This is a genomic window from Pseudomonas crudilactis, from assembly GCF_013433315.1.
In the GTDB taxonomy this organism is placed as follows: domain Bacteria; phylum Pseudomonadota; class Gammaproteobacteria; order Pseudomonadales; family Pseudomonadaceae; genus Aquipseudomonas; species Aquipseudomonas crudilactis.
The window spans coordinates 1-23,559 of record NZ_WXVV01000015.1; the positions used below are offsets into that span (position 1 = coordinate 1).

A 23,559-nucleotide genomic window follows, 5' to 3' on the forward strand; every position below is an offset into this window, starting at 1 on the left:
GGTGGCGTTGAAACCGGTGATGGTCAGTGTGCTGCCCAACGGAGTGGTCACGGATTGCGGAAAGCCTGCGGCGACGCCGTTGGTGACGACGGCGATGCCGCCGACGGTCAGGGTGGTGACGCCGTCCAGCGCAGTGATGGTGAACGTGCCGTTCTGAGTCAGCGCGGTGGAGTCGGGCGCGCTGCCGTCCGTGAGGTTTTTCTCGTAAACGGTGAGTTCGCCGCCATTCACGTCGAGGCCGTTGATGATCACCGGATCGTCGTTGTTGTGGATCTGCAGCACGAGATTGGCGGTGCTGGTATCACCGTCCGAATCGGTGATCGTGTAGGCGAAGGTTTCCGTGCCGTTACCGCCACCGTGCAGGTTTTTGAAGTCGGCATCGTTGGTGTTCAGCGTGTAGGTGTAGGTGCCGTTGGCGTTGAGGACCAAGGTGCCGTAAGTGCCGGTGAAAGTGCCTGGGGTTACCGGACCGGTCGGTACGCGGTCGGCACCTTGTACATCGTTGGTCAGGACGTTGCCGGTCAGGGTCAGCAGGGTTTCCGATGCGGTGCCGGTGTTGCTGTCATCCACGGCTTTTGGCAAATCGTCGACGATGTTCACGTCGAGGGTGGCATTGGCGGTGGTGCCGTTGTCATCGACCACGGTGACGGCGAATTGCTCAGGCAGGTTGTTCGCGCCATTGGCGGTTGGATGCGCTTCGTTGTCGACCAGGGTGTAGCTGTAGCTGACCACGCCGGTGGTGGCGTTGAAACCGGTGATGGTCAGTGTGCTGCCCAACGGAGTGGTCACGGATTGCGGAAAGCCTGCGGCGACGCCGTTGGTGACGACGGCGATGCCGCCGACGGTCAGCGTGGTGACGCCATCGAGTGCAGTGATGGTGAACGTGCCGCTTTGGGTCAGCGCGGTGGAGTCGGGAGCGCTGCCGTCGCTGAGGTTTTTCTCGTAGACGGTGAGTTCACCGCCATTGACGTCGAGGCCGTTGATGATCACCGGATCGTCGTTGTTGTGGATCTGCAGCACGAGATTGGCGGTGCTGGTATCACCGTCCGAATCGGTGATGGTGTAGGCGAAAGTTTCAGTGCCGTTGCCGCCGCCGTGGAGGTTTTTGAAGTCGGCATCGTTGGTGTTCAGCGTGTAGGTGTAGGTGCCGTTGGCATTCAGCACCAAGGTGCCGTAAGTCCCGGTAAAAGTACCGGCAGTGACCGGGCCGGTCGCTACACGGTCGGCGCCTTGCACATCGTTGGTCAGGACATTGCCAGTCAGGGTCAGCAAGGTTTCCGATGCGGTGCCGGTGTTGCTGTCATCTACGGCTTTGGGCAGGTCGTCGACGATGTTTACGTCGAGGGTGGCATTGGCGGTGGTGCCGTTGTCATCGACCACGGTGACCGCGAACTGCTCAGGCAGATTGTTCGCGCCGTTGGCGGTTGGATGCGCTTCGTTGTCGACCAGGGTGTAGCTGTAGCTGACCACGCCGGTGGTGGCGTTGAAACCCGTGATGGTCAGTGTGCTGCCCAGCGGTGTGGTGATCGATTGTGGGAAACCTGCGGCCACACCGTTGGTCACGACGGCGATGCCGCCGACGGTCAGCGTGGTTACGCCATCGAGTGCAGTGATGGTGAACGTGCCGCTTTGGGTCAGCGCGGTGGAGTCGGGAGCGCTGCCGTCGCTGAGGTTTTTCTCGTAGACCGTCAGCTCGCCGCCCTCGACGTTCAGGCCATTGATGACCACCGGGTCGTCGTTGTTATGAATCTGCAGGACCAGATTGGCGGTGCTGGTATCACCGTCCGAATCGGTGATGGTGTAGGCGAAGGTTTCCGTGCCGTTACCGCCACCGTGCAGGTTTTTGAAGTCGGCATCGTTGGTGTTGAGCGTGTAGGTGTAAGTGCCGTTGGCATTCAGTACCAAGGTGCCGTAAGTGCCGGTGAAAGTGCCTGGAGTGACGGGCCCGGTGGGCACACGGTCAGCACCTTGCACATCATTGGTCAGCACGTTGCCGGTCAGTGTCAGCTGCGTTTCAGACGCCGTGCCATTGTTGTCATCAAAGGCTTTTGGCACATCGTCGGTGATGTTGACGTCGAGCGTGCCGGTCGCGGTGTCGCCATTGCTGTCGCCGGCAATCACGGTGAACTGTTCGCTGAGATTGTTCGCGCCGTCACCGGCCACGTGGCTTTCGTTGCCGTTGAGGGTGTAGCTGTAGCTGACAACGCCAGTCGCCGGGTTGTAACCGGTGATGGTCAGGGTGTTGCCCAGTTGCGAGGTGATCGATTGCGGAAAGCCGATCGGCACGCCACCAACGATGACATTGATGCCACCAATGCTCAGGCTGGTCAGACCGTCCGGCGCCGACACGGTAAAGCTGCCGCTTTGCGTGAGTGCACCCGGGTTGGCCGACGAACCGTCAGGCAGATTGGCTTCATTGAGATTGAGTTCGCCACCCGCCACGTTCAGGCCCGTGAGGGTCACCGGATTGTTGACCGGTGGCGGCACTACGACAGCCGGGGTGTCATCGCCGTTGTCGATCACCGCGTTGTGGCGTTCTTCAGGGAACTCAGGAATACCGCCGAACCCGGCGGTGGGGAAACCGATGATCGGGTCGACGCGTCCACCGACTTCCGTCAGCAGGACAAAACTGTGGCCGCCGCCCGCCTCGCCCGGTGCGCCGCCCGGGGCATTCGGACCGGCCGCAGTGGCTTCAGCGGTTTTGCTCGGGTCGTCACCGGCGGCGATGGCTTTCTGGATCTGCTCGACGTCAGTCAATTGCGCGTCGCTCGGGGTCACAGCCTCCGCAGCATTGACATGCGCCGCCTGACCCGCCAGCAGTTCACCGGTCATGGTCATGCTGCTGCCGCGTCCGAGGGTCAGTTCCTGGCCGTTTTGCAGATGAACGGCGACGGCGCCCTCCGCGCCGGTGATCAGTTGATCGCCGGCATACAGGCGATCCCCCTCAACCAGTGCGCGTTTAATACCGTCGGCTGACTGGGCGAAAACCTGGCCAATGACTTTAGTGACTATCCCGATGAGCGTTGCCATGTGAAATCCTCCGCTGCCGACCACCGTCGGCACTGGTAAGCGAAGCAGCCCATGGCTCAATCGGGTTGTCGCAGGCGACGCTCGCACCTTCGACAGTTCGTTTCGCAGGTGGCTTCTTTCGGAAACATCAGTGCTATCAAGCACTTCCGCATCCTGATCAAAGCCATACGCCTACTAACGCTACGTAACGGTGGTGAATCACCCGAGTGACAAAAATCTGTCGCTCATCAACCGTTACGCGTCCCTCCCCTTCAGCAGTACTTCGCCGTATGTCGCAAAGTGAGTGGAACTTTCCTCAAGCCTTTTTGCGCTCCCTAAAGCGCATAAAACAAAGGCTTTCATGCTGAACAATGTGCCGTTTTTTACAAAGCGCATAAGTTTTTTTCGGCATAAGGCTTATGAAAAATTTTTCTTAGCTACGCTCTAGGATGTTCTTAGCTCTGTTGTTACAAGAGTGAAACGCTTAGACCTATAAATATCGTCAAATATTTGGCGACAGTAACACACCATCAGGACTCAGGGAGATGCACCCATGCGCGTTCTAACCCCCCTCTGCAGCGCGGTTTTGCTGGCCATGGCTTGCACTTCTCAAGCCCAGGCCATGAACCTCACCGAAGCAATACAAAGCACCATCGCCACTCACCCGGAACTGGCCTCGCGCGTGGACGCCCGCCTGTCGGCTGATGAACAAATCAAAGTGGCCAAGGGCGGCTTCTATCCGTCGGTCGATTTGAACGCTGCGTATGGCCGTGGCTACAGCGATAACACCAACACCCGGGCCTTCGGTAATCACCACACCGAAATCCTCAATTACACCCAGTCCGAGTTGCGCCTGCGGCAGATGCTGTTCGACGGTTTCAACACTGCCAACGAAGTCGAGCGCACCAAAGGCGTGTCGAATTCGCGCGCGTATTACGCGCAAGGCACCGCCCAGGATCTGGCCCTGCGTACCATCGAGGTTTACCTCGAAGTGCTCAAGCGTCGCGAACTGGTGACCCTGGCCAGGAACAACCTGCAGGCGCATTTGCGGGTCAACGACCAGATCGGCCTGCGCACCGAGCGCGGCGTCGGCAGCACCGCTGATTCCGATCAATCGGTCGCTCGTAAAGCGCTGGCGCAAAACAACCTCGACACCGCCGAAGTCGATCTGGCGGACGCCGAATCGAACTTCTACAGCGTGGTCGGGCGCATGCCCGATGAACTGGAAACCCCGGCTTCGACCCGTGGCGAATTGCCGACCAGCCTGCCGGAAGCGCAGCAGAGCATGGTCGAAAACAACCCGTATCTGAAATCGGCGCAGGCTGATGTGCAATCGGCCGAGAGCCAGTACGAAGTCGCCAAGTCGCCGTTCTATCCACGTTTCGATGCTGAAGCCGCAGTCGGTGCGAACAACAACGTGCAGGGCGATGAAGGCCACGACAACGAATGGCGTGTAGGTGTGGTGATGAACTACAACCTGTTCCGTGGCGGCAGTGACAAGGCACGTCTGGCCTCCGATGCGCATCAGATCAACCAGGCGATGGATATCCGCAACAACGCCCTGCGTCAGTTGAACGAGAACATTCACCTGGCGTGGAACGCCATGCTTAACGCGAAGAAACAGACCCCGACCGCCCGCGAATACGCGGAAACCACCAAACGCGTACGCGCGGCCTATCAGGATCAGTTCGGCCTCGGCCAACGGACTTTGCTCGACTTGCTCGACAGTGAAAACGAGCTCTACAACGCCAACCGTCGCTACACCGAAATCCGCTACACCGAGGAGTATTCGATGTACCGCGTGCTGGCGAACATGGGCCAGTTGCTGAGCAAACAAAGGGTGGTGCTGCCGGCCGATGCGATCGCTGCGACCGAAGTGAAAAACGAAGCGCGCCTGCCCGAACTGAAATAAACGGCGCAGGAGCTAGCTTTGCCCCGATCGTTCCCACGCAGAGCGTGGGTACGATCAATGAAGCGGTAACAGGGGAGCGATCAATATGACCAGCATGGAACCCGGCCACACCGGGGTCGATCCGCGGCTGAGCTTCGATGATCCGTTACTCGACGGTCTGTTGATCCTCTGCAAACTGCATGGCGCGACAGTCAGTCGCGCCAGCCTGAGTGCGGGGCTTCCCCTCAACAAACAGCGCCTGAGTCTGGATCTGCTGCCCCGCGCAGCCGCCCGGGCCGGGTTGCAGGCGCGTATTCTGCGCCGCGAGCTGAAAGACATCTCGCCACTTAATCTGCCAATTCTGCTGCTGCTCAACGACGGTCGCACTGCTGTTTTACGGCGCTTCGGCGACGACGGCAAAGCACTGATCCTGCCCAGCGAAGCCGATGGCGGCGAGCAATGGATCAACCGTGAAGAACTCGCTGAGCACTACAGCGGTCAGGCCTTGTTCGCTCGGCCGCGCCACGAACTCGAAGACCTCCGTTCACCGCTGGTGCCACGAGTGCATGCGTGGTTTCGCGACACCCTGAAGCTGTCGAAATGGCTCTACAGCGATGCGATCCTCGCCAGTTTCCTGATCAACTTGCTAGGCCTGATGGTGCCGCTGTTCGTCATGCAGACCTATGACCGCGTGGTGCCGAATCAGGCCACCTCGACCTTGTGGGTGCTGTCGATCGGGTTGTTGATCGGCACCGGGTTTGAACTGGTGTTGCGGGTGGTGCGTGCGCACTTGCTCGACACTGCCGGCAAGAAAACCGATGTGATCCTTTCCGCCACATTGTTCGAGCGCATCACCGGCATGTCGATGAAGGCACGGCCGGCGACCATCGGCGGTTTCGCCCAGAGCATTCATGACTTTCAGGGCCTGCGTGAATTTCTCACGGCGGTGACGTTGACCAGTCTGATCGACCTGCCTTTCGTGGTGTTGATGCTGGTAGTGATCGGCCTGCTCGGCGGCTGGCTGGTGGTGATTCCCCTGCTGGCGTTTCCGATCACTATCCTCTTCGCAATGATCATTCAGGTGCGCCTGCGTGACACCGTGCAAAAGAGCCTGAGCCTCGGCGCCGAACGCCAAGCGGTACTCATCGAAACCCTCGGTGGCCTGGAAACCCTCAAGGCCTGCAGCGCCGAAAGCGAGCGCCAGCACAAATGGGAAAGCACCCACGGCGCCCTCACCCGCCTCGACAGCCATGCGCGCAATCTCTCGGCACTGGCCACCAATGGCACGCTGTTCATTCAGCAATTCTCGGGGATGGCGACGATTGTCGCCGGAGTCTACAGCATCATCGCCGGCAACCTCAGCGTCGGTGCACTGGTCGCCAGCTACATGCTCGGCAGCCGCGTGCTCGCACCGCTGGGGCAGATTGCCGGGCTGATCACCCGCTATCAGCAAGCACAACTGACCATGAAAAGCACCGATGCGCTGATGGCTCTGCCGCAGGAACGCGACGGCAAACAGCGGCCGCTGGAACGTACGCAACTGCAAGGTGCGCTGGACGTCAGCGGCGTGACCTTTCATTACAACGGCCAGAATGCGCCGGCGCTGAGCAATGTCAGCTTCAGCCTGAAACCCGGTGAGCGGGTCGGCATCATCGGCCGCAGCGGTTCGGGCAAAAGTACCCTGGCGCGATTGGTCATGGGCTTTTACGAACCTGAGGAAGGCCAGCTACTGCTCGACGGCCTCGACCTGCGCCAACTCGATGTCGCTGACCTGCGCCAGCAGATCGGTTATGTCGCCCACGATCTGCCGCTGCTGGCCGGCAGTTTGCGCGACAACCTCACCCTCGGCGCGCGCTACATCAGCGATTCACGCATGCTCGAAGTCGCCGAACTGACCGGCGTTACCGAACTCGCTCGCCAGCATCCGCAAGGCTTCGATCGGCCGGTGGGCGAGCGCGGACAATTGCTCTCCGGCGGCCAACGCCAGGCCGTTTTGCTGGCGCGATCGCTGCTGCTCGACCCGCCGATCATGCTGCTCGACGAACCGACCAGTGCCATGGACAACAGCAGCGAAGACCAACTGCGGCAGAAGCTGCACGGCTGGGTGCAAGGCAAAACGTTGCTGCTGGTCACCCACCGCACTTCGATGCTGAGTCTGGTGGACCGGTTGCTGGTGCTGGACAACGGCCGGGTCGTCGCCGACGGTCCGAAAGAAGCGGTCATCGATGCACTGCGCAAGGGCCGTGTCGGCTCGGCGGCGGTTTAGGAGTTGCCCCATGTCTGCTTCCTCCGATAGCAAAGATCGCGGCTACTTCGACAGTTTCGGCAAAAGCGCCGAAGCCGAATTCATGCCGGAAACCGCTGGCGCTTCATTGCAGGATTCACCGCGCTGGTCGCGGATCACCGTGTGGCTGGCGGCGGCGCTGCTGATCAGCGCGGTGGTCTGGGCCAAATTCGCCGTGCTCGAAGAAGTGACCATGGGCGAAGGCAAGGCGATTCCGTCGAGCAAGGTTCAGGTGATCCAGAACCTTGAAGGCGGCATCGTCACCGAGATCTTTGTGCGTGAAGGGCAAATGGTTAACAAGGGTGACACCTTGCTGCGCCTGGATGACACGCGTTTCCGCTCGAACAAGGGTGAGAGTGAGGCGGATCGTTATGCGTTGACGGCGCAGGTCGAACGGCTGTCGGCGGAGGCCGAGGGCCGGCCGTTCAAGCTCTCCGATGAGGTCATCGCCAAGGCGCCGCAAGTCGCCGAGGACGAACGCTCACTGTACGAACAACGCCAGCGCCGGTTGGCCAGTGAGCAGCGCACGTTGAGCGAACAACTGCGGCAGAAGACTCAGGAACTTGCCGAGTTTCGCTCCAAGCAAGGTCAGTTCAGCTCGAGTCTGGCGCTGCTGCAGCAAGAGATGAACATGTCCGAACCGCTGGTGAAAACCGGCGCGGTGTCACCCGTGGAAATCCTCCGCCTCAAACGCAGCGCGGTGGAAATCCGTGGCTCGCTGAACGCCACCACTCTGGCGATTCCCCGCGCCGAATCGGCGATTGCCGAGATACGCAGCAAGATCGACGAGTCGGAACAGACCTTCCGTTCCGAGGCCGCGAAAGAGCTGAATGAGAAACGCACCGACCTGTCGAAAATCACCGCGACCAGCATCGCCATCGACGACCGCGTGACCCGCACCACCGTGACCTCACCGGTGCATGGGGTGATCAAGCAATTGAAGGTCAACACCATCGGCGGCGTGGTCCAACCGGGCAGCGACATGGTCGAAATCGTGCCGCTGGAAGACAACCTGTTGATCGAGGCTAAAGTGCGGCCGCAGGACGTCGCGTTCCTGCATCCGGGGCAGAAGGCGATGGTCAAGTTCAGTGCTTATGACTACACGATTTATGGTGGGCTGAGCGCCAAACTGGAACTGATCGGTGCGGACACGATTACCGATGACAAGGGCAACAGTTTTTATCTGATTCAGGTGCGTACCGATAAAAACCATTTGGGCGGGGATGTGAAGCCGTTGCTGATTATTCCGGGGATGGTGGCGACGGTGGACATTATTACCGGGGAGAAAAGTGTCCTGGATTATCTGTTGAAACCGGTGCTGAAAGCGCGGACCGAGGCGATGCGTGAGCGCTAGTCATTGTTGAGATTTGCGGTGATTGATCTGGCGCCTTCGCGAGCAAGCTCGCTCCCACATATTGGAACGCGTTCCCCTGTGGGAGCGAGCTTGCTCGCGAAGAGGCCGGCACAATCAACGCCTATCTATCGCCATGGTTACGTTGGAAGGTCTCCTCCCCCATCGCCGCAATCTGCCCCTCGATCAACGCCTCGAACGGCTTGAGCAACGGCTCGAATGACGCCGACGGCTCCAGCGTATGCAACGCCTGCACAATCGCCTCAATCGTCGACAACGCCCCCGGCCCCGGTGCCTTGCGCAAGCGATAGCGCGACACCCCACCCTCGGCCAGCGTCACCCGCGGCAACGCCGCCAACAGAGGATTGAGGTGCAACATTTTGCGCGCCTTGCGCCAAGTGCCATCCGGAACGACCAGCAACAGTGGTTCATCGGACTCGCCGTAAGCCTGCATCGGCTGCGCATCATCAGCGGGAAACAACAACCGCGCCCGATAGCCCGGACGGTTCAGCAGCGTCGGCAAATCCTCGAACACCTCGCCAACAATCAGCTCGGCATTGCTCAACCCCAGCGCCGCTAACCGCGCGGTATTCAACGCATGACTGACCTCGCTCGGATGCTGCAACAGCAACACCCGCGTGCGGCTGTCGAGGCTCGGGATCAGCGGGCACAGACAATGGGTTTGGGGGCGCAGGCAGCGCGGGCATTGAATTCTGGACATCTGTCTTAAGCCTGATTGAGCTGTGCTTTGAGCAAATCACGGAAGGTCTGGATCAGCGGCTCACGGCTGCGGCCCCGGCGCATGATCATCGAAAACGGCGCTTGGTAACCGAAGGTCGCCGGCAGCAACACGCGCAGGTCACCCTTGTCGGCCCAGGCCTGAGCGTAGTGCTCCGGCAAATAACCGATGTAGGCACCGGACAGCACCAGAATCAGCTGTGCCTCCATACTTTCCACGGTGGCGGCGCTGTGTTTGAAACCGTGCCGCGCCAGTTCCGCCTGACTCCAGTAACCGCGCCCGACCATGCGTTGCTGGGTGATGACTTGTTCGGGAATCCGCCGTTCGTTGAACAACGGGTGCCGGCTGCTGCAATACAGCCAGTGCTGCTCGCGATACAGAGGCATGTAGATCAGACCGCTCATGCGCGTGGAAAACGCACCGATGGCGAGATCGAGGCGGTTGTCCTGCACGCCGAGTTGCAGTTCGTACGGGCTCATCACCGACAGATGCAAATGCACCGCCGGGTGTTCCTGGCTGTAGGCGCCGATGGCTTCGGCGAACGGCAAGGCCTTGTCGCTGACGGTGGAGTCGATCACGCCGAGGTTGAGCGTGCCACGCAGTTCGCCCTTGAGCGCGGCGGCGTATTGCTCGAAGCCTTCGAGTTCGGCGAGCAGGCGCAGGGTTTCCTGATGGAACAGCTCACCCTTGCTGGTCAGGCTGAAGCCGCCGCGCCCGCGATGGCACAGCACCAGGCCGAGCGCGGCTTCGAGCTGGCTCATGTAGGTGCTGATCGCCGAGGTCGACAGGTTGAGTTCCTGTTGGGCGTTGGCAAAACCCTGATGACGGACGACGCTGACGAAGATGCGCAACAGTTTCAGGTCGGGTAAAGCGTTGGCCATGTCTGCTCCGGGCTTTAGAGATGTGTTGCCTGATAGAACCTTCCCTCATCCCAGCCCTCTCCCGGAGGGAGAGGGAGCCGACCGGGTTGTTATGAGGATTTACGCCGACCTGCGATATCGAGTCGATCTCAGGATTTGAAAGCCATGGAGATCAGCCCCCTCTCCCTTCGGGAGAGGGCTGGGGTGAGGGCAGCGATATCCAGCCGATCACTATCTTGAACCCGCCAAAGTCTAATCCCAGAGTCTTCATTAGTTTAGAAAAATCTGAACTAAGTTTTTGCCCGTAGCGATTCTTTCCCCGCACTACATTTCGCATCATCGGCCCCACAGCGGCGTCCGAACCTGTGCTCCACGGCGCGCCGACATAAATAAAACAAAGACGATGAGGCCTTACCCGTGGACAAGATTCTTCACCAACCACTGGGCGGCAACGAAATGCCGCGCTTCGGCGGCATCGCCACCATGCTCCGACTCCCCCATGTACCGACCGCTGCCGGTTTGGACGCTGCCTTCGTTGGCGTGCCACTGGACATCGGTACTTCCCTGCGCCCCGGCACCCGCTTCGGGCCACGCGACATCCGCACCGAATCGGTGATGATCCGCCCGTACAACATGGCCACCGGCGCTGCGCCGTTCGACTCGCTGTCGGTCGCCGACATCGGTGACGTGGCGATCAACACCTTCAACCTGCTCGACGCCGTGCGCATCATCGAAGAAGCCTACGACAATATCCTCGAGCACAACGTGATCCCGATGACCCTGGGTGGCGACCACACCATCACCCTGCCGATCCTGCGTGCGATCCATAAAAAACACGGCAAGGTCGGTCTGGTGCACATCGATGCCCACGCGGACGTCAACGATCACATGTTCGGCGAGAAAATCGCCCACGGTACGACCTTCCGTCGCGCTGTCGAAGAAGGTCTGCTCGATTGCGATCGCGTGGTGCAGATCGGTCTGCGCGCCCAGGGTTACACCGCTGAAGACTTCAACTGGAGCCGCGATCAGGGCTTCCGCGTGGTTCAGGCCGAAGAGTGCTGGCACAAGTCGCTGGCACCGCTGATGGCTGAAGTGCGCGAGAAAGTCGGCGGCGGCCCGGTGTACCTGAGCTTCGACATCGACGGCATCGATCCGGCCTGGGCCCCTGGCACCGGCACCCCGGAAATCGGTGGTCTGACGACCATTCAGGCGATTGAAATCATCCGTGGCTGCCAAGGCCTCGACCTGATCGGCTGCGATCTGGTAGAAGTCTCGCCCGCTTATGACACCACCGGCAACACCTCGCTGCTGGCCGCCAACCTGCTGTACGAAATGCTCTGCGTACTGCCTGGCGTGGTCCATCGCTGAGGGTCGGGTCATGAACGCACGTGATCAGGTTTTGCAAGCGGCCGCCGAGCTGGTGGCCGCCTTCGCCCGTAACGATCGCGAGGCTTACTTCGGCGCGTTCAGCACCGATGCGAGTTTCGTTTTCTACACCCTCGAACAGCCGCTGCTGTCGCGCGATGCCTATCAGGCCTTGTGGGACAGCTGGCGCGCCGAGGATGGCTTCGAGGTGCTGGCGTGCACCTCAAGCAACGCCTTCGTCAGCCTGCAAGGTGACGTGGCGATTTTCATCCATGACGTGGCCACCGAGCTGCGCATGCAAGGGGAGCAACACTTCAGCCAGGAGCGCGAGACGATTGTTTTCAAGAAACAAACGTCGAGCCTAGAACAACAAGGCCATTGGCTGGCCTGTCACGAACATTTGTCCGCAATGCCGGAAGGGCTGCCATCCCCTTAGCCAAGACAGGTGACGCTCACGCACGATGAGCGCGCCTTTATGATCGGAGCAGATCATGAATAACAACAACAACGACCAAAGCCTTACGCAGATTGAAACCCACGGGGTCGAACAGATCCCGGACCACGAACGCAGCGCAGGCCCGACGGACTTGTTCCGGATGATCTTCGGTGGTTCGAATACCTTTGCCACCGCCGTGCTCGGCAGTTTCCCGGTGCTGTTCGGTCTGTCTTTTCAGGCCGGCGTCTGGGCGATTGTGCTGGGCGTGCTGCTCGGCTCGCTGATCCTCGCACCGATGGGCCTGTTCGGCCCGCTCAACGGCACCAACAATGCCGTGTCGTCCGGTGCGCATTTCGGTGTGCACGGGCGGATCGTCGGTTCGTTCCTGTCGCTGTTGACCGCTATCGCGTTTTTCTCGCTCTCGGTATGGAGTTCGGGGGATGCGCTGATCGGAGGTGCGAAACGCCTGATCGGTCTGCCGGAAACCGACTTGACCCTGGGCCTGGCCTACGGTCTGTTCGCGATTCTGGTGCTGACCGTGTGCATCTACGGCTTCCGCTTTCTGCTGTGGGTGAACAAGATCGCGGTGTGGAGCGCCAGCCTGTTGTTCCTGCTGGGCATCTTCGCCTTCGCCGGTCCTTTTGATGTGAACTACGCCGGTACGGTGAACCTCGGTCAGCCAGGCTTCTGGGCCGCGTTCATCGGCGCCGCGCTGGTAGCGATGAGCAACCCGATTTCCTTCGGCGCGTTCCTCGGCGACTGGTCGCGCTACATCCCGCGTGACACCTCCAAGCAACGCATCATGGCGGCGGTGGTGCTGTCGCAGATCGCCACGTTCATCCCGTTCCTGTTCGGCCTGAGCACCGCGACCATCGTCGCGATCAAGGCGCCGGACTACATCGCGGCGAACAACTACGTGGGCGGTTTGCTGGCGGTGTCGCCGAGCTGGTTCTTCCTGCCGGTGTGCCTGATTGCGGTGATCGGCGGCATGTCCACCGGCACCACTTCGCTGTATGGCACCGGGCTGGACATGTCCAGCGTGTTCCCGCGTGTGCTGTCGCGGGTGAAAGCGACGCTGCTGATCGGCGTGCTGTCGATTGCCTTCATTTTCATCGGCCGTTTTGCGGCGAACCTGGTGCAGAGCGTGTCGACCTTCGCCGTGCTGATCATCACCTGCACCACGCCGTGGATGGTGATCATGATCATCGGTCTGTTGGTGCGTCGCGGCTTCTATTGCCCGGATGACCTGCAAGTGTTCACCCGTGGCGAGCAAGGCGGACGCTACTGGTTCAGCCACGGCTGGAACTGGCGCGGTCTGGGCGCATGGATCCCGAGCGCGGCGGTTGGCCTGTGCTTCGTCAATTTGCCGGGGCAGTTCGTCGGCCCGCTGGGTGAAATGGCCGGCGGCATCGACATCAGTTTGCCAGTGACCCTGGGCCTGGCCTCGGTGGTGTACCTGACGCTGCTGAGCCTGTTCCCGGAACCGCGCGAAGTGTTCGGCCCGACGGATGCCCGGCGTGAAGCCGCAGTAAAACCTCAACTGCGTCAGGCCGCCTGACGCAGATCCCCCTGTGGGAGCGAGCTTGCTCGCGAAGACTTCAGCACATTCAACATTGAAGTGACTGACAGACCGCCTTCGCGAGCAAGCTCGCTCCCACAGGAGACTGAATTCAGCCTCACATAAAAAAGACAATCGGAGACACGCCATCATGGCTTTGGATTTATTCGTCGTCCTCATCTACGCCGCCGGCATGCTCTTGCTCGGCTACTTCGGCATGCGCAAGGCCAAGACCAACGAGGACTTTCTCGTTGCCGGTCGTAACCTCGGCCCAAGCCTGTACATGGGCACCATGGCTGCGACCGTGCTCGGTGGTGCGTCCACCGTCGGCACCGTGCGCCTGGGCTACGTGCATGGCATCTCCGGTTTCTGGCTGTGCGCGGCTCTGGGTTGCGGCATCGTCGCGTTGAACCTGTTCCTCGCCAAACCGTTGCTGAAACTGAAGATCTACACCGTTACCCAGGTCCTGGAAAAACGCTACAACCCGATGGCCCGCTCAGCGAGCGCGGCGATCATGCTGGCCTACGCACTGATGATCGGCGTGACCTCGATCCTGGCGATCGGCACCGTGTTGCAAGTGCTGTTTGACCTGCCATTCTGGGTTTCGGTACTCGTCGGTGGTGGCGTCGTGGTGATCTACTCGGCGATTGGTGGCATGTGGTCGCTGACCCTGACCGACATCGTCCAGTTCATCATCAAGACCGTGGGCCTGATGTTCATCCTGTTGCCGATCTGCCTGTACCGCGTCGGCGGCTGGGACGAACTGGTGCTGAAACTGCCGGCCACTGCCTTCAGCTTCACCACGATCGGCTGGGACACGATCATCACCTACTTCATGATCTACTTCTTCGGCATCCTGATCGGTCAGGACATCTGGCAACGGGTGTTCACCGTCAGGACCGCGAAAGTCGCGCAATATGCCGGCAGCATCGCCGGCATCTACTGCATCGTCTACGGCCTGGCCTGCGCGCTGATCGGCATGGCTGCGCATGTGCTGATCCCGGATCTGGACAACGTCAACAACGCTTTCGCCGCCATCGTCAAACTGTCGCTGCCGGACGGCATTCGGGGTCTGGTGATCGCTGCGGCACTCGCTGCGATGATGTCCACCGCCAGCGCCGGCCTGCTCGCCGCTGCCACCACCGTAACGGAAGACCTGCTGCCGAAACTGCGTGGCGGCAAACAGTCGAGCCTGGGCATCAACCGCCTGTTCACCCTGCTGACCGGTGTTGTCGTACTGGGTATCGCGTTGGTAGTGAACGATGTCATCAGCGCCCTGACCCTCGCTTACAACCTCTTGGTGGGCGGCATGCTGATCCCGCTGATCGGTGCGATCTTCTGGAAACGCGCGACCACCGCCGGCGCCATCGCCAGCATGGGCCTGGGTTTTGCCACCGCGCTGCTGTTCATGTTCAAGGACGGTCTGGACGCCAACACGCCGATCTACTACAGCCTGGCTGTGGGTCTGGTGAGTTTTGTGGTGGTGAGCCTCGCCTCGCGCCGTCCTGTCTCGGTGGCTCGCGCGATCTAAGCTGAAACATAACGACTTGATGCTTTCTTCGACGAGTGTGGCGTCGGTTGCCACACTCGTTTTTTTACGCCGGGAGAAAAGTACTGATGAAGATCGTTTCTCGCGATCAGTGGTTTGAGGTGCAGCATCTGAGCGATGGCGTTCGGCTGATTCATGAGCCGTATATTCGACCGTTCTACCGCTGCAATCTGTGGCACGTTCAGGGTCGCGACAAAGACTTGCTGCTCGATAGCGGATCGGGGCTGGTCAGCCTGCGCGAGCAGTTGCCATGGATTACCGAGCGCCCATTGGTGGCGGTGGCCAGTCATTGCCATTTCGACCACATCGCCGGGCATCATGAGTTCGCTGAACGGCTGGTGCATCGCGCCGAGGCGGACATTCTTGCCGCGCCGGATGGCGAAAACGACTTGAGCCGCGCCTTCGTCGGCGATGACATGTTCGAGGCGCACCCGGATTGCCCGTTGTGCTACGCCGAATACCGGGTCAAAGCCGCGCCGGCCACCGGGTTTGTCGAGGACGGCGATGTGCTCGATCTGGGCAATCGCACGCTGCAGGTGCTGCACACACCGGGGCATTCGCCGGGCGGGATCAGCCTGTATGAGGCGGCGACGCAAACCCTGTTCAGCGGCGACATCATCTACGACGGCCCGCTGATCGAAGACGCCTACCACTCCGATCTGCAGGACTACGCCACCAGTCTGCGGCGTTTGCAGAAATTGCCAATACGCACCGTGCATGGCGGGCATTTCGGCAGCTTTTCCGGGGAGCATTTGCGCTCGATGATTGACCAGTGGTTACGCGGCCACGCCTGAGGCCTGCTTCACTCAAGCACAACAACCATCAGAAAAATCTGCCATGAGAAGAGCTGCCGTGCGTGCCGCCGTGCATCGATATATCCGGCGTCTGCTGGAAACCCGCGAATTCACCGACAACACCAGTCTGGTGCAATTGGGCCTGGAGAAAGCCGATATAGAAGATCTGATCTTCCATCTGGAAGATGAATTCGGACTGACGGCGTTCACCGCCGAGGAAGACCGCATGCTCAAGACCGCGAAGACCGCGAATGACTTGAGCCGGTTTTTGCTGGAAATCGGGCGGCACTGAAAAGCAAAAGATCGCAGCCTGCGGCAGCTCCTACACCGACTTATGCAGGAGTTGCCGAAAGCTGCGATCTATTGATCTTGAATCCTTGATCTCGGATCGGGGGCGTTACCGGCGCCGTTGTTGACGGCGACGCTGCTCGTCATCGGTGCGGATCGGTACAGGTTGTAGAGGCGGTTCGATCAAACCGAGGGCAACACCCAAATCGTGCAGCCAGTTTTGAATTTTCTCTTTCATCGTCATGCCCCCTTCAGGGTGGTGCTGAGCGGCCGGAATTCTGAGGTCGCTTCGCACTGATAATAGTCCGAAGTCCTACGCAATGCTCGGCCAAATCCGCAATGATCTGTTACTGAATTGAACAGAATATGCCGCCATTGGTTCAGGCTGTTTCCCGGGTTTCGATCTGAGCCGCAGGATAGACAGCCTGCTGCACCTCGATCCAGGCATTGAGGTTGGCGCCGACCATGCCCTTGCGCCACATGAGCCATGTTGTCGCAGCCACAAATGGCTCGGCCAACGGATGCACCGCGACGCTATCGCGCCCCGGCAGACTGGCCAGCATCGACTCCGACATCAACGCCACGCCACTGCCGGCAATCACGCAGGCGAGCATGCCCTGATACGACTCGATCTCCATCGCCCGGCCCATAGTCGCGTGATAGTGCGAAAACCACGCCTCCAGGCGCATGCGGTAGGAACAGCCGCGACGAAAGGTGAACACCGAACGCCCTTCAACATCCCGCGCGCTGCGCACCGGCGGATGATCGATTTCAGTGATCAGCACCAGCCGCTCCTCGCACAACGGCACGCCGTCGAGCCCGGCCAGTTCCAGCGGGCCGTCGACCAACGCGGCATCAAGACGGCCGGTGAGCAAGCCCTCCAGCAACTCCCCACTGGGCGCTGACTGCACCTGTAGATTCACCGCTGGATACTGTTTGTGATAACGCGCCAGCAGCGCCGGCAGATGAATCGCCGCCGTGCTGTACATGGTGCCCAACGCAAAATCGCCGGCCGGTTTGCCGCCCATCACCGCCGCACTGGCCTGATCGCGCAAGGCGAACAGTTTGCCGGTGTAGTCCAGCAGGACTTTTCCCGCAGGCGACAGCTGCAAACGCTGACGCTCACGGACGAAAAGCTCGACACCGAGTTGTTCTTCGAGCTGTTTGAGCCGGGTCGACAGGTTCGACGGCACCCGGTGCAGGCGTTCGGCGGCGCGGGTGATTGATCCCTCCTCGGCCACGGCCTGAAAGATCCGCAGTTGGCTGAACTCCACAACCTTTCTCCATAACAGAACAAGTTACTCACTATTATTCAATTTTAAAGAAAGTCAATCAGTCCTAGCCTGACGGTCATTGATCCTTCAAAGGAATCCCGACCATGTCGCCCCTGATTCGCTTATCCGCCTGCTTCGTGGCCCTGATGATGGCCATGGGTATCGGGCGTTTCGCCCTCACCCCGCAAATGCCACACCTGCTCAGCGAAGGCCAGATCGACCTGACGGCCGCCGGTCTGATTGCGGCGGCCAACTACCTCGGCTACTTGCTCGGCGCGGTCGACGCGATGTTCGCGCATCGCCCGCAGCAGGTTCAGCGGCGCCTGCACGGCGGCTTGTGGTTGTGCGTGCTGCTGACCCTGGCGTCGTTTTGGGCCGATGGTTTCTGGTCGCACCTGGCGCTGCGTTTTGGCACCGGAGTGGCAAGTGCCTGGGTTCTGGTGATGATCACGTCTTTAAGCCAACCCTTGGCAGCCGCAGCGGGTCGTCCACGTTTGGGCGCTCTGGTATTTGCCGGACCGGGTTTGGGGATTTTTCTGACGGGGTTGTTGGCGCTGGTCTCACATCTACTGAATCAGACGTCCGCAACGTTGTGGCTGATTTATGCAGCGGCTGCGTTGGTGATGATGTTGGGCGTATGGCGACTGCTGCCAACGCCTGTCGCAACGGCAACGGTGGTTGCAGCGCCAGTCAGTCCATCGAATCGGGGCATTGGACGGCTGGCCTTGATCTATGCACTTTACGGCGTCGGCTACATCATTCCGGCGACCTTCCTGTCGCAAATGGCTAATGCGCAGTTTCACGGACAATGGCAGGCGGATCTGTTCTGGCCTTGCTTTGGTCTGGCTGCGGCGCTTGGTGTGTTGCTGGTGAGCCTGCGGCGTCACGATCCCGCAACCACCCGGCACTGGTTGATGGCGACGTTGTGGCTGCAAGCGGCAGGCGTGTTCGCCTGTCTGCTGGGCAGCGGCATCGGCCTCGCACTGGGGGTGATCCTCTGCGGCACGCCATTCCTCGCCTGCATGCAACTGGTCATGCAGCGCTCGCGGGAACTGGCGCCGCACGCCACCCAGCGCAATGCCGGCATGCTCACCGCGTGCTTCGCCGTCGGCCAACTCAGCGGCCCGTTGCTGGCGGCGCTGAGCAGCCATTTCAGCGGTGGCTTGCAGCCGGCGCTGATCATCGCCGGCAGCGGCTTGCTGATTGCCGGCGGCCTGGCGATGCAGTCGGCTAGCGCTGGCCCAGCGCTTTGCGCAAACGCCGACGCAGCCACTGCTCGGCGCTGACAAAGGTAATACCGAGCAGCACCAGCACGGCGCCGACCACGAAGTTAACAGTCAACTGTTCGCCGAGCAGCAACACGCCAAAGGTGACGCCGAACAGTGGCGTCATGAACGAAAATACCGCGAGGTTGGCTGCCAGATACCGGCGCAGCAACCAGAACCAGATCAGGTAGCTGAAGAACGACACCACCAGCCCCTGAAACAATACGCTGGCCACCGCCACAGGGGTCAGGCTGACGTGGGTGATCTGCCCGCTGAACAGCGCGATCAGCAGCAGGCCGAGGAAGCCGACGATCAACTGATAGAACAAGGTCAGCGTCACCGGTGCTTCCGACAGCCGCGAGGCGCGCACTACCACTGTGGTTGCGCCCCAACAGGCGCCAGCCAGCACGCCAAAGGCATCGCCGAGCAGCATGCGCCGGTCAAGGTTGTCCCACGACACACCGCCGGCGAAGGCAATCGCGATGCCGATAAACGCGAGCAGAATGCCCAGCCATTGCAGCGGTCGCAGGCGCTCACTGGCCAACAGGAAATGCACACCCAACGCGGTGAAAATCGGTGCGGTGTAGAGGAAAACCGACATGTGTGCGGCGGTGGTCAGCTGCAAACCTTCGGCGATGAAGAAGAACTCCAGACCGAACAGCGCACCGGCCAGCAGCCCGCCACGCCAGGTCACGCCAACCTGATCCCAGCCGCCCTTCCAGCAGATCAGCAAACCGACCAGCAACGCAGAAATTCCGGAGCGCGCCGCCGCTTGCATCACCGGCGCAATGTCCGGCGCCGCCCATTTGATCATCACTTGCTGCACGCCCCAGATCAGGCAGAGGCCGACCATCACTTGCAGGGCAAAACTGTCGGCGTTCCGCCGCTCGCCAATCACCGCAACACCTCGAACACACACAACATGGCAGGCCATCCAATGGTCAGAAAACAATGCTGGGGATTATCAATCAGTCGGACGGAAAAAGCCGTCTGGAAAAGACATTTAGTTCTTCAGTGGCGGCAGGGGTGAATGGCTGTCGGCTGCGCCGCCATTCGCGAGCAAGCTCGCTCCCACAATTGAACGCATTTCCCTGTGGGAGCGAGCTTGCTCGCGAAGAGGTCCGCACCGCCAACCCGCATTTCGGATCAGACCGTGGCAAACCGCCTCGCCAACAAAAAACCAACAGCACAAGCCACAGCCGTGGCAAACGTTCCCCATGCCCAATCCATCAACGTCACCTGCACCGACCAGCCACGCAACGTCGCCCAATTGGTCAGGTCATACGTGCCGTAAGCTACCAGTCCTAACAATGCGCCCCGCTTCGCCGCCCATTGCCATGTCACGGCCGACAGCACCACAAACACCACACACCCGAAAACATACAGGCAATAAAAAACCGCTGCGGGAACCAGCAGCGGTTTTTCCAGCATCAGCGAACCGAGCAGTTCGCGATAGGTCGGCGCCATCAACAGGCCGAGCCAGACGCCGTCGAGCAGCAGGAACGTCAACAGCGTTGCAACATAGCCAATCAGCGCTTTTTTCATCGACCCGACCTCGTGTGTGCCCATGCAGGATGGGCCACCCATGGCTCAGGTTAGTTCAATGCGATCAGCATGAATGACGATCTTGCCTTCCTTGTACAGCGCGCCGATAGCCTTCTTGAAGTTGCCTTTGCTGACGCCGAACAGGCTGCTGATCAACGCTGGATCGCTCTTGTCGCTGACCGGCAGTGTGCCGCTGTTGTCGCGCAACCTGGCGAGGATCTTCGAGTTCAGGCTGCTGGCCGCTTCCTGACCAACCGGTTGCAGGCTCAAGGCAATCTTGCCGTCGGCGCGGACTTCCTTGATGTAGCCCTTCTCGCTCATGCCGGCGCGCATGAACTTGAAGATTTCATTCTTGTGGATCAAACCCCAGTGTTTGTTGTTGATGATCGCCTTGAAGCCCATGTCAGTGGCTTCGGCAACCAGCAAATCAACTTCCTGACCCTGGCTGTAGTTGGCGGGGGTCTTGTCGAGGTAGCGATCCAGACGCGCAGTGGCGGTGATGCGGCGGGTGTGCTTGTCGAGGTAGACGTGCACCACGCAGTATTCGCCGGCGGTCATCTGGCGCTTTTCTTCGGAATACGGCAGCAACAGATCCTTCGGCAGCCCCCAATCGAGGAACACACCGATGCTGTTGACTTCAACAACTTTCAGACTGGCAAATTCGCCGACCTGAACTTTGGGTTTTTCCGTGGTAGCGAGAAGTTTGTCTTCGCTGTCCAGATAAACAAATACGTTGAGCCAATCTTCATCTTCGGTCGGAATATCTTTCGGGATATAACGGTTGGGCAAAAGAATCTCGCCGTCGGCACCGCCATCCAGATATAAACCGAAGTTAGTGTGTTTAACCACTTGCAAACTGTTGTAACGCCCGACTAAAGCCATTTCCAGAACCCTCATTGCGTGGGCGGCATTCTACCCGTTTTTGGCGTGGCCGTCGGGCGGCAGATCTGCGCGCTGTTGAAACCCGCTCAACGCCTTGATTTTCCTCGTTCGCGGGAGAGCTGAGGTGCCGCTCGTCAGGCTGGCAGAACCGCTTACCGTTGAGCATCCCGGTGCGCCAGCAGCTAAATGTTTTTATTTAAAACAGCAGGTTAGGCGGATATTTCGAATATTGAATCGAGAATAATGCAGCACAGCGCTGGGTTATTCCGGGGGATATTTACCAAGCAATTGTCAAGTTATTCCTGTACGATGCCTGGCCGAGTTACTTTTCTACAGGTTAATGGCCGCCATGCGTGTAAAAGCATCCACCAGCAAAGCAAAGCCAGCTCCAGCCGTTGAAACCAGCGAATCGATCAACGATCAGATCGCAGCGTTCCTCAAGTCCGGCGGCGAGATTCAGCAAATTGCCAAAGGCGTCAGTGGCCAGACATTCGGCCCGTCCAAGCAGATCAGCCTGGGCAAGAAGTAACACCCGGTTTTACACCCGTCCAGAGGCGCTTTGAGCTTCGAAGCGTCTGGACTGGCACCGCGCAACACTCCTCCTTTTAAACAAAAATCCTTGTAAATCGACGAACGGCCTTCAATGCCGATCATTCGCCGGTATCCTTGCACGCGTCTAGATCAAGCGTTTCAGCAGGCCCGCCGCCTGTGCTCGCTGTTCATGGAGTGACGCATGCGCAAATCATCCTGTTTATCACTTGTAGGCCTGCTGGCTTGCGCGACCGCGCACGCGCAGATTTTCCAGCGTGAACTGGGCGATTTCGATCTCAAACTCGGCACCACGCCTTCACGCAGCATGGCCCAGGGTCTGGTCAAACCGGCTGCCGTCGGTTCCTTCCACGGCGGCCTCGACCTTAGCCACGACAGTGGCCTCTACGTTGGCCAATACGCGCCGAGCATGGGCATCACACCTGGCAAGAATCTCGAAATCGATTCCTACGTCGGCTTCAAACAACCTTTCGATCAAACCCTCGGCTATGAAGTCGGCATGATCCACTACAGCTATCCCAAGGTAGATACCCTCGACAGCCAAGAGCTGTTCGGTGGTCTGACCTTGCTCGGCAGCCGTTTCGGTGTGGCCTTCAGCAACGATCCGGACAAACAGAACAACACGTTGTTTGCCGACCTTGGCGGCAATCAACCGTTCGGCATCGGCGTCAGCATGAAATACACCACTCACCAACTGAACACGCCAGTGGCCGTGGACGGCGGTTATGTCAGCAGCTTTACCGATTGGTCGGTGAAACTGTCCCGGCCGTTCATGGGTGTCGATCTCGACCTGATCTACAGCAACTCCAGCCTCAGCGGCAGCGATTGCTCGGCTTATTCCGGGCACAACAGCCAGTGCGACGGGCTCGTCACGCTCAAGGCTGCGCGCGCGTTCTATTGATCGGCTGAACTGCCGGGTTCATTCTGCGTTCACATAGGAATCAGTCCCTCGAAGCCAGGCTCACGCAAGGATTCGCCCATGTCTCGCTGGTTCAAACACATCGCCGCGCTACTGATTTTCACCCTCGCCCTCGGCGCTTGCAGTCGCGTCGGCCTGGCCTATCGCAACCTCGACGTCATTATTCCATGGACGCTCAGCGACTATCTGGACATGAACGGCGAGCAGAAAGACTGGTTCAACGAACGCCTCAAGGACCACCTGAGCTGGCATTGCACCACGCAATTGCCGGGCTATCTGGACTGGCTTGATCGCCTGCAAACCATGGTCGAAACCAATCAGGTCACCGATGCCGCGTTACAGGCGCGCACTGCGGAAGCCAAGCAGGCGATTGCCGAAACCGCTCGAGAGATCACCCCGTCGGCGATCGAGTTGCTGCAAGGGCTGGATGACAAGCAAGTGGCCGAGATGAATGACGCGTTTGCCAAAGATCTGCGCAAGCGTCAGCAGGAATACCTTAAACCACCGCTTGATCAGCAAATTGCCGAGCGCGGGGCGCGAATGGTCAAACGTCTGAACGACTGGCTCGGCCCCTTGAGCGCCATGCAAGAGCAGCGGGTCATGGCGTGGTCGACCGCGTTGGGCGATCAGTACACGCAATGGATTGCCAACCGCGCCCATTGGCAGACGCAGTTCAGTGCAGCTGTCGCACAACGCAAAAGTCCCGAATTCCCACAGAGAATCGAGACGCTTCTGGTCAATCGCGAGAGTTTATGGACAGCGGATTACCGCAAGGCCTACGCCGATACCGAAGCGCAGGGACGCTCTCTGGCAGTGGACTTGATGGCCGAAAGTACGCCGCAACAGCGGCAGCGTTTGTTGAAGAAGATCGAGGGGGTGCGTAAAGACTTCAACGACCTTAAGTGCTTCAAGGCCGCGCAAAAAACCTGAACATACCCGAATCCAATGTAGGAGTGAGCCTGCTCGCGATAGCGGACTTCCAGCGACATCAATGCTGACTG

21 protein-coding genes are annotated in these 23,559 nt (G+C 59.8%); 13 read left to right on the forward strand and 8 right to left on the reverse strand.

Going from position 1 to position 23,559, the window contains the following annotated elements; genetic code table 11:
* Positions 1 to 3,030: retention module-containing protein (locus GTU76_RS17220; RefSeq protein WP_180699165.1), on the reverse strand; the 3,030-nt coding region annotated here is incomplete at its 3' end.
* 532 nt (positions 3,031 to 3,562) lie between these two features.
* Here GTU76_RS17220 and GTU76_RS17225 point away from each other — a divergent pair.
* The 3 genes from GTU76_RS17225 to GTU76_RS17235 all read left to right on the forward strand — a co-directional run bounded on the left by GTU76_RS17225 (position 3,563) and on the right by GTU76_RS17235 (position 8,538).
* Positions 3,563 to 4,921, forward strand: coding sequence for a TolC family outer membrane protein (locus tag GTU76_RS17225; RefSeq protein ID WP_175555043.1), 1,359 nt, complete (start codon positions 3,563 to 3,565; stop codon positions 4,919 to 4,921).
* 85 nt (positions 4,922 to 5,006) lie between these two features.
* Positions 5,007 to 7,166, forward strand: coding sequence for a type I secretion system permease/ATPase (locus GTU76_RS17230; protein WP_175555044.1), 2,160 nt, complete (start codon positions 5,007 to 5,009; stop codon positions 7,164 to 7,166).
* Between the two features lie 10 nt (positions 7,167 to 7,176).
* Positions 7,177 to 8,538, forward strand: coding sequence for an HlyD family type I secretion periplasmic adaptor subunit (locus GTU76_RS17235; RefSeq protein WP_016985930.1), 1,362 nt, complete (start codon positions 7,177 to 7,179; stop codon positions 8,536 to 8,538).
* 121 nt (positions 8,539 to 8,659) lie between these two features.
* On the opposite strand, the gene GTU76_RS17240 is transcribed toward GTU76_RS17235, so the two are convergent.
* Both GTU76_RS17240 and GTU76_RS17245 read right to left on the reverse strand, forming a co-directional pair.
* Complete coding sequence (locus GTU76_RS17240) at positions 8,660 to 9,256, reverse strand: tRNA-uridine aminocarboxypropyltransferase (protein WP_180699166.1); 597 nt, start codon at positions 9,254 to 9,256, stop codon at positions 8,660 to 8,662.
* 5 nt (positions 9,257 to 9,261) lie between these two features.
* Positions 9,262 to 10,155 (reverse strand): LysR family transcriptional regulator, encoded by an 894-nt coding sequence (locus GTU76_RS17245; protein WP_007914510.1) that lies wholly within the window; start codon positions 10,153 to 10,155, stop codon positions 9,262 to 9,264.
* Between the two features lie 396 nt (positions 10,156 to 10,551).
* Here GTU76_RS17245 and speB point away from each other — a divergent pair, with 396 nt between their 5' ends.
* The 6 genes from speB (at position 10,552) to GTU76_RS17275 (ending at position 16,128) form a co-directional block, all read left to right on the forward strand.
* On the forward strand, positions 10,552 to 11,502 hold the full coding sequence (gene speB / locus GTU76_RS17250) for an agmatinase (protein WP_175555046.1): 951 nt from the start codon (positions 10,552 to 10,554) through the stop codon (positions 11,500 to 11,502).
* A 10-nt stretch (positions 11,503 to 11,512) separates the two neighbouring features.
* On the forward strand, positions 11,513 to 11,935 hold the full coding sequence (locus GTU76_RS17255) for a YybH family protein (protein ID WP_180699167.1): 423 nt from the start codon (positions 11,513 to 11,515) through the stop codon (positions 11,933 to 11,935).
* A 55-nt stretch (positions 11,936 to 11,990) separates the two neighbouring features.
* Positions 11,991 to 13,493 carry a purine-cytosine permease family protein gene (locus tag GTU76_RS17260; RefSeq protein WP_180699168.1) on the forward strand — a complete coding sequence of 501 codons (1,503 nt, stop codon included), beginning with the start codon at positions 11,991 to 11,993 and terminating at the stop codon, positions 13,491 to 13,493.
* 151 nt (positions 13,494 to 13,644) lie between these two features.
* On the forward strand, positions 13,645 to 15,024 hold the full coding sequence (locus tag GTU76_RS17265) for a sodium:solute symporter family protein (RefSeq protein WP_180699169.1): 1,380 nt from the start codon (positions 13,645 to 13,647) through the stop codon (positions 15,022 to 15,024).
* An 86-nt stretch (positions 15,025 to 15,110) separates the two neighbouring features.
* Positions 15,111 to 15,836, forward strand: coding sequence for an MBL fold metallo-hydrolase (locus GTU76_RS17270; RefSeq protein WP_180699170.1), 726 nt, complete (start codon positions 15,111 to 15,113; stop codon positions 15,834 to 15,836).
* Between the two features lie 43 nt (positions 15,837 to 15,879).
* Positions 15,880 to 16,128 (forward strand): phosphopantetheine-containing protein, encoded by a 249-nt coding sequence (locus GTU76_RS17275; RefSeq protein ID WP_016985936.1) that lies wholly within the window; start codon positions 15,880 to 15,882, stop codon positions 16,126 to 16,128.
* Between the two features lie 105 nt (positions 16,129 to 16,233).
* On the opposite strand, the gene GTU76_RS30280 is transcribed toward GTU76_RS17275, so the two are convergent.
* Both GTU76_RS30280 and ptrR read right to left on the reverse strand, forming a co-directional pair.
* Positions 16,234 to 16,362 carry a PA1414 family protein gene (locus GTU76_RS30280; RefSeq protein WP_007914492.1) on the reverse strand — a complete coding sequence of 43 codons (129 nt, stop codon included), beginning with the start codon at positions 16,360 to 16,362 and terminating at the stop codon, positions 16,234 to 16,236.
* 142 nt (positions 16,363 to 16,504) lie between these two features.
* The gene (ptrR, locus tag GTU76_RS17280; RefSeq protein WP_016985938.1) at positions 16,505 to 17,398 is read right to left on the reverse strand and encodes a putrescine utilization regulator PtrR; all 894 of its coding nucleotides are present in this window, start codon (positions 17,396 to 17,398) and stop codon (positions 16,505 to 16,507) included.
* Between the two features lie 104 nt (positions 17,399 to 17,502).
* Here ptrR and GTU76_RS17285 point away from each other — a divergent pair, with 104 nt between their 5' ends.
* Positions 17,503 to 18,684 (forward strand): MFS transporter, encoded by a 1,182-nt coding sequence (locus tag GTU76_RS17285; RefSeq protein ID WP_180699171.1) that lies wholly within the window; start codon positions 17,503 to 17,505, stop codon positions 18,682 to 18,684.
* On the opposite strand, the gene GTU76_RS17290 is transcribed toward GTU76_RS17285, so the two are convergent.
* From GTU76_RS17290 to GTU76_RS17300, 3 genes are all read right to left on the reverse strand, one after another.
* Positions 18,629 to 19,597 carry a DMT family transporter gene (locus tag GTU76_RS17290; RefSeq protein WP_219342185.1) on the reverse strand — a complete coding sequence of 323 codons (969 nt, stop codon included), beginning with the start codon at positions 19,595 to 19,597 and terminating at the stop codon, positions 18,629 to 18,631. The genes GTU76_RS17285 and GTU76_RS17290 overlap by 56 nt on opposite strands.
* Positions 19,598 to 19,809: 212 nt before the next feature.
* Complete coding sequence (locus GTU76_RS17295; protein ID WP_180699172.1) at positions 19,810 to 20,208, reverse strand: DUF2177 family protein; 399 nt, start codon at positions 20,206 to 20,208, stop codon at positions 19,810 to 19,812.
* 45 nt (positions 20,209 to 20,253) lie between these two features.
* Entirely contained in the window at positions 20,254 to 21,090 is an 837-nt protein-coding gene (locus GTU76_RS17300) for a CvfB family protein (protein WP_016985942.1), read from the reverse strand.
* A 340-nt stretch (positions 21,091 to 21,430) separates the two neighbouring features.
* Here GTU76_RS17300 and GTU76_RS17305 point away from each other — a divergent pair, with 340 nt between their 5' ends.
* The 3 genes from GTU76_RS17305 (at position 21,431) to GTU76_RS17315 (ending at position 23,488) form a co-directional block, all read left to right on the forward strand.
* On the forward strand, positions 21,431 to 21,619 hold the full coding sequence (locus tag GTU76_RS17305; protein ID WP_016985943.1) for a hypothetical protein: 189 nt from the start codon (positions 21,431 to 21,433) through the stop codon (positions 21,617 to 21,619).
* Between the two features lie 204 nt (positions 21,620 to 21,823).
* A complete protein-coding gene (locus tag GTU76_RS17310) occupies positions 21,824 to 22,540 on the forward strand; it encodes a TorF family putative porin (RefSeq protein ID WP_175555053.1) in 717 nt (238 codons plus the stop codon).
* A gap of 78 nt (positions 22,541 to 22,618) precedes the next feature.
* Complete coding sequence (locus GTU76_RS17315; RefSeq protein WP_180699173.1) at positions 22,619 to 23,488, forward strand: DUF6279 family lipoprotein; 870 nt, start codon at positions 22,619 to 22,621, stop codon at positions 23,486 to 23,488.
* Positions 23,489 to 23,559 lie beyond the last annotated feature (71 nt).

Bases quoted from the DNA above. Each gene is read 5' to 3' on its own strand.
- GTU76_RS17235 (WP_016985930.1), top strand. From the start codon at position 7,177: ATGTCTGCTTCCTCCGATAGCAAAGATCGCGGCTACTTCGACAGTTTC.
- GTU76_RS17315 (WP_180699173.1), top strand. From the start codon at position 22,619: ATGTCTCGCTGGTTCAAACACATCGCCGCGCTACTGATTTTCACCCTC.
- GTU76_RS17305 (WP_016985943.1), top strand. From the start codon at position 21,431: ATGGCCGCCATGCGTGTAAAAGCATCCACCAGCAAAGCAAAGCCAGCT.
- GTU76_RS30280 (WP_007914492.1), bottom strand. From the start codon at position 16,362: ATGAAAGAGAAAATTCAAAACTGGCTGCACGATTTGGGTGTTGCCCTC.
- GTU76_RS17270 (WP_180699170.1), top strand. From the start codon at position 15,111: ATGAAGATCGTTTCTCGCGATCAGTGGTTTGAGGTGCAGCATCTGAGC.
- GTU76_RS17310 (WP_175555053.1), top strand. From the start codon at position 21,824: ATGCGCAAATCATCCTGTTTATCACTTGTAGGCCTGCTGGCTTGCGCG.
- GTU76_RS17255 (WP_180699167.1), top strand. From the start codon at position 11,513: ATGAACGCACGTGATCAGGTTTTGCAAGCGGCCGCCGAGCTGGTGGCC.
- GTU76_RS17275 (WP_016985936.1), top strand. From the start codon at position 15,880: ATGAGAAGAGCTGCCGTGCGTGCCGCCGTGCATCGATATATCCGGCGT.
- GTU76_RS17285 (WP_180699171.1), top strand. From the start codon at position 17,503: ATGTCGCCCCTGATTCGCTTATCCGCCTGCTTCGTGGCCCTGATGATG.
- GTU76_RS17230 (WP_175555044.1), top strand. From the start codon at position 5,007: ATGACCAGCATGGAACCCGGCCACACCGGGGTCGATCCGCGGCTGAGC.
- GTU76_RS17300 (WP_016985942.1), bottom strand. From the start codon at position 21,090: ATGGCTTTAGTCGGGCGTTACAACAGTTTGCAAGTGGTTAAACACACT.
- GTU76_RS17260 (WP_180699168.1), top strand. From the start codon at position 11,991: ATGAATAACAACAACAACGACCAAAGCCTTACGCAGATTGAAACCCAC.
- GTU76_RS17295 (WP_180699172.1), bottom strand. From the start codon at position 20,208: ATGAAAAAAGCGCTGATTGGCTATGTTGCAACGCTGTTGACGTTCCTG.
- GTU76_RS17290 (WP_219342185.1), bottom strand. From the start codon at position 19,597: ATGGCCTGCCATGTTGTGTGTGTTCGAGGTGTTGCGGTGATTGGCGAG.
- GTU76_RS17240 (WP_180699166.1), bottom strand. From the start codon at position 9,256: ATGTCCAGAATTCAATGCCCGCGCTGCCTGCGCCCCCAAACCCATTGT.
- GTU76_RS17245 (WP_007914510.1), bottom strand. From the start codon at position 10,155: ATGGCCAACGCTTTACCCGACCTGAAACTGTTGCGCATCTTCGTCAGC.
- GTU76_RS17265 (WP_180699169.1), top strand. From the start codon at position 13,645: ATGGCTTTGGATTTATTCGTCGTCCTCATCTACGCCGCCGGCATGCTC.
- GTU76_RS17225 (WP_175555043.1), top strand. From the start codon at position 3,563: ATGCGCGTTCTAACCCCCCTCTGCAGCGCGGTTTTGCTGGCCATGGCT.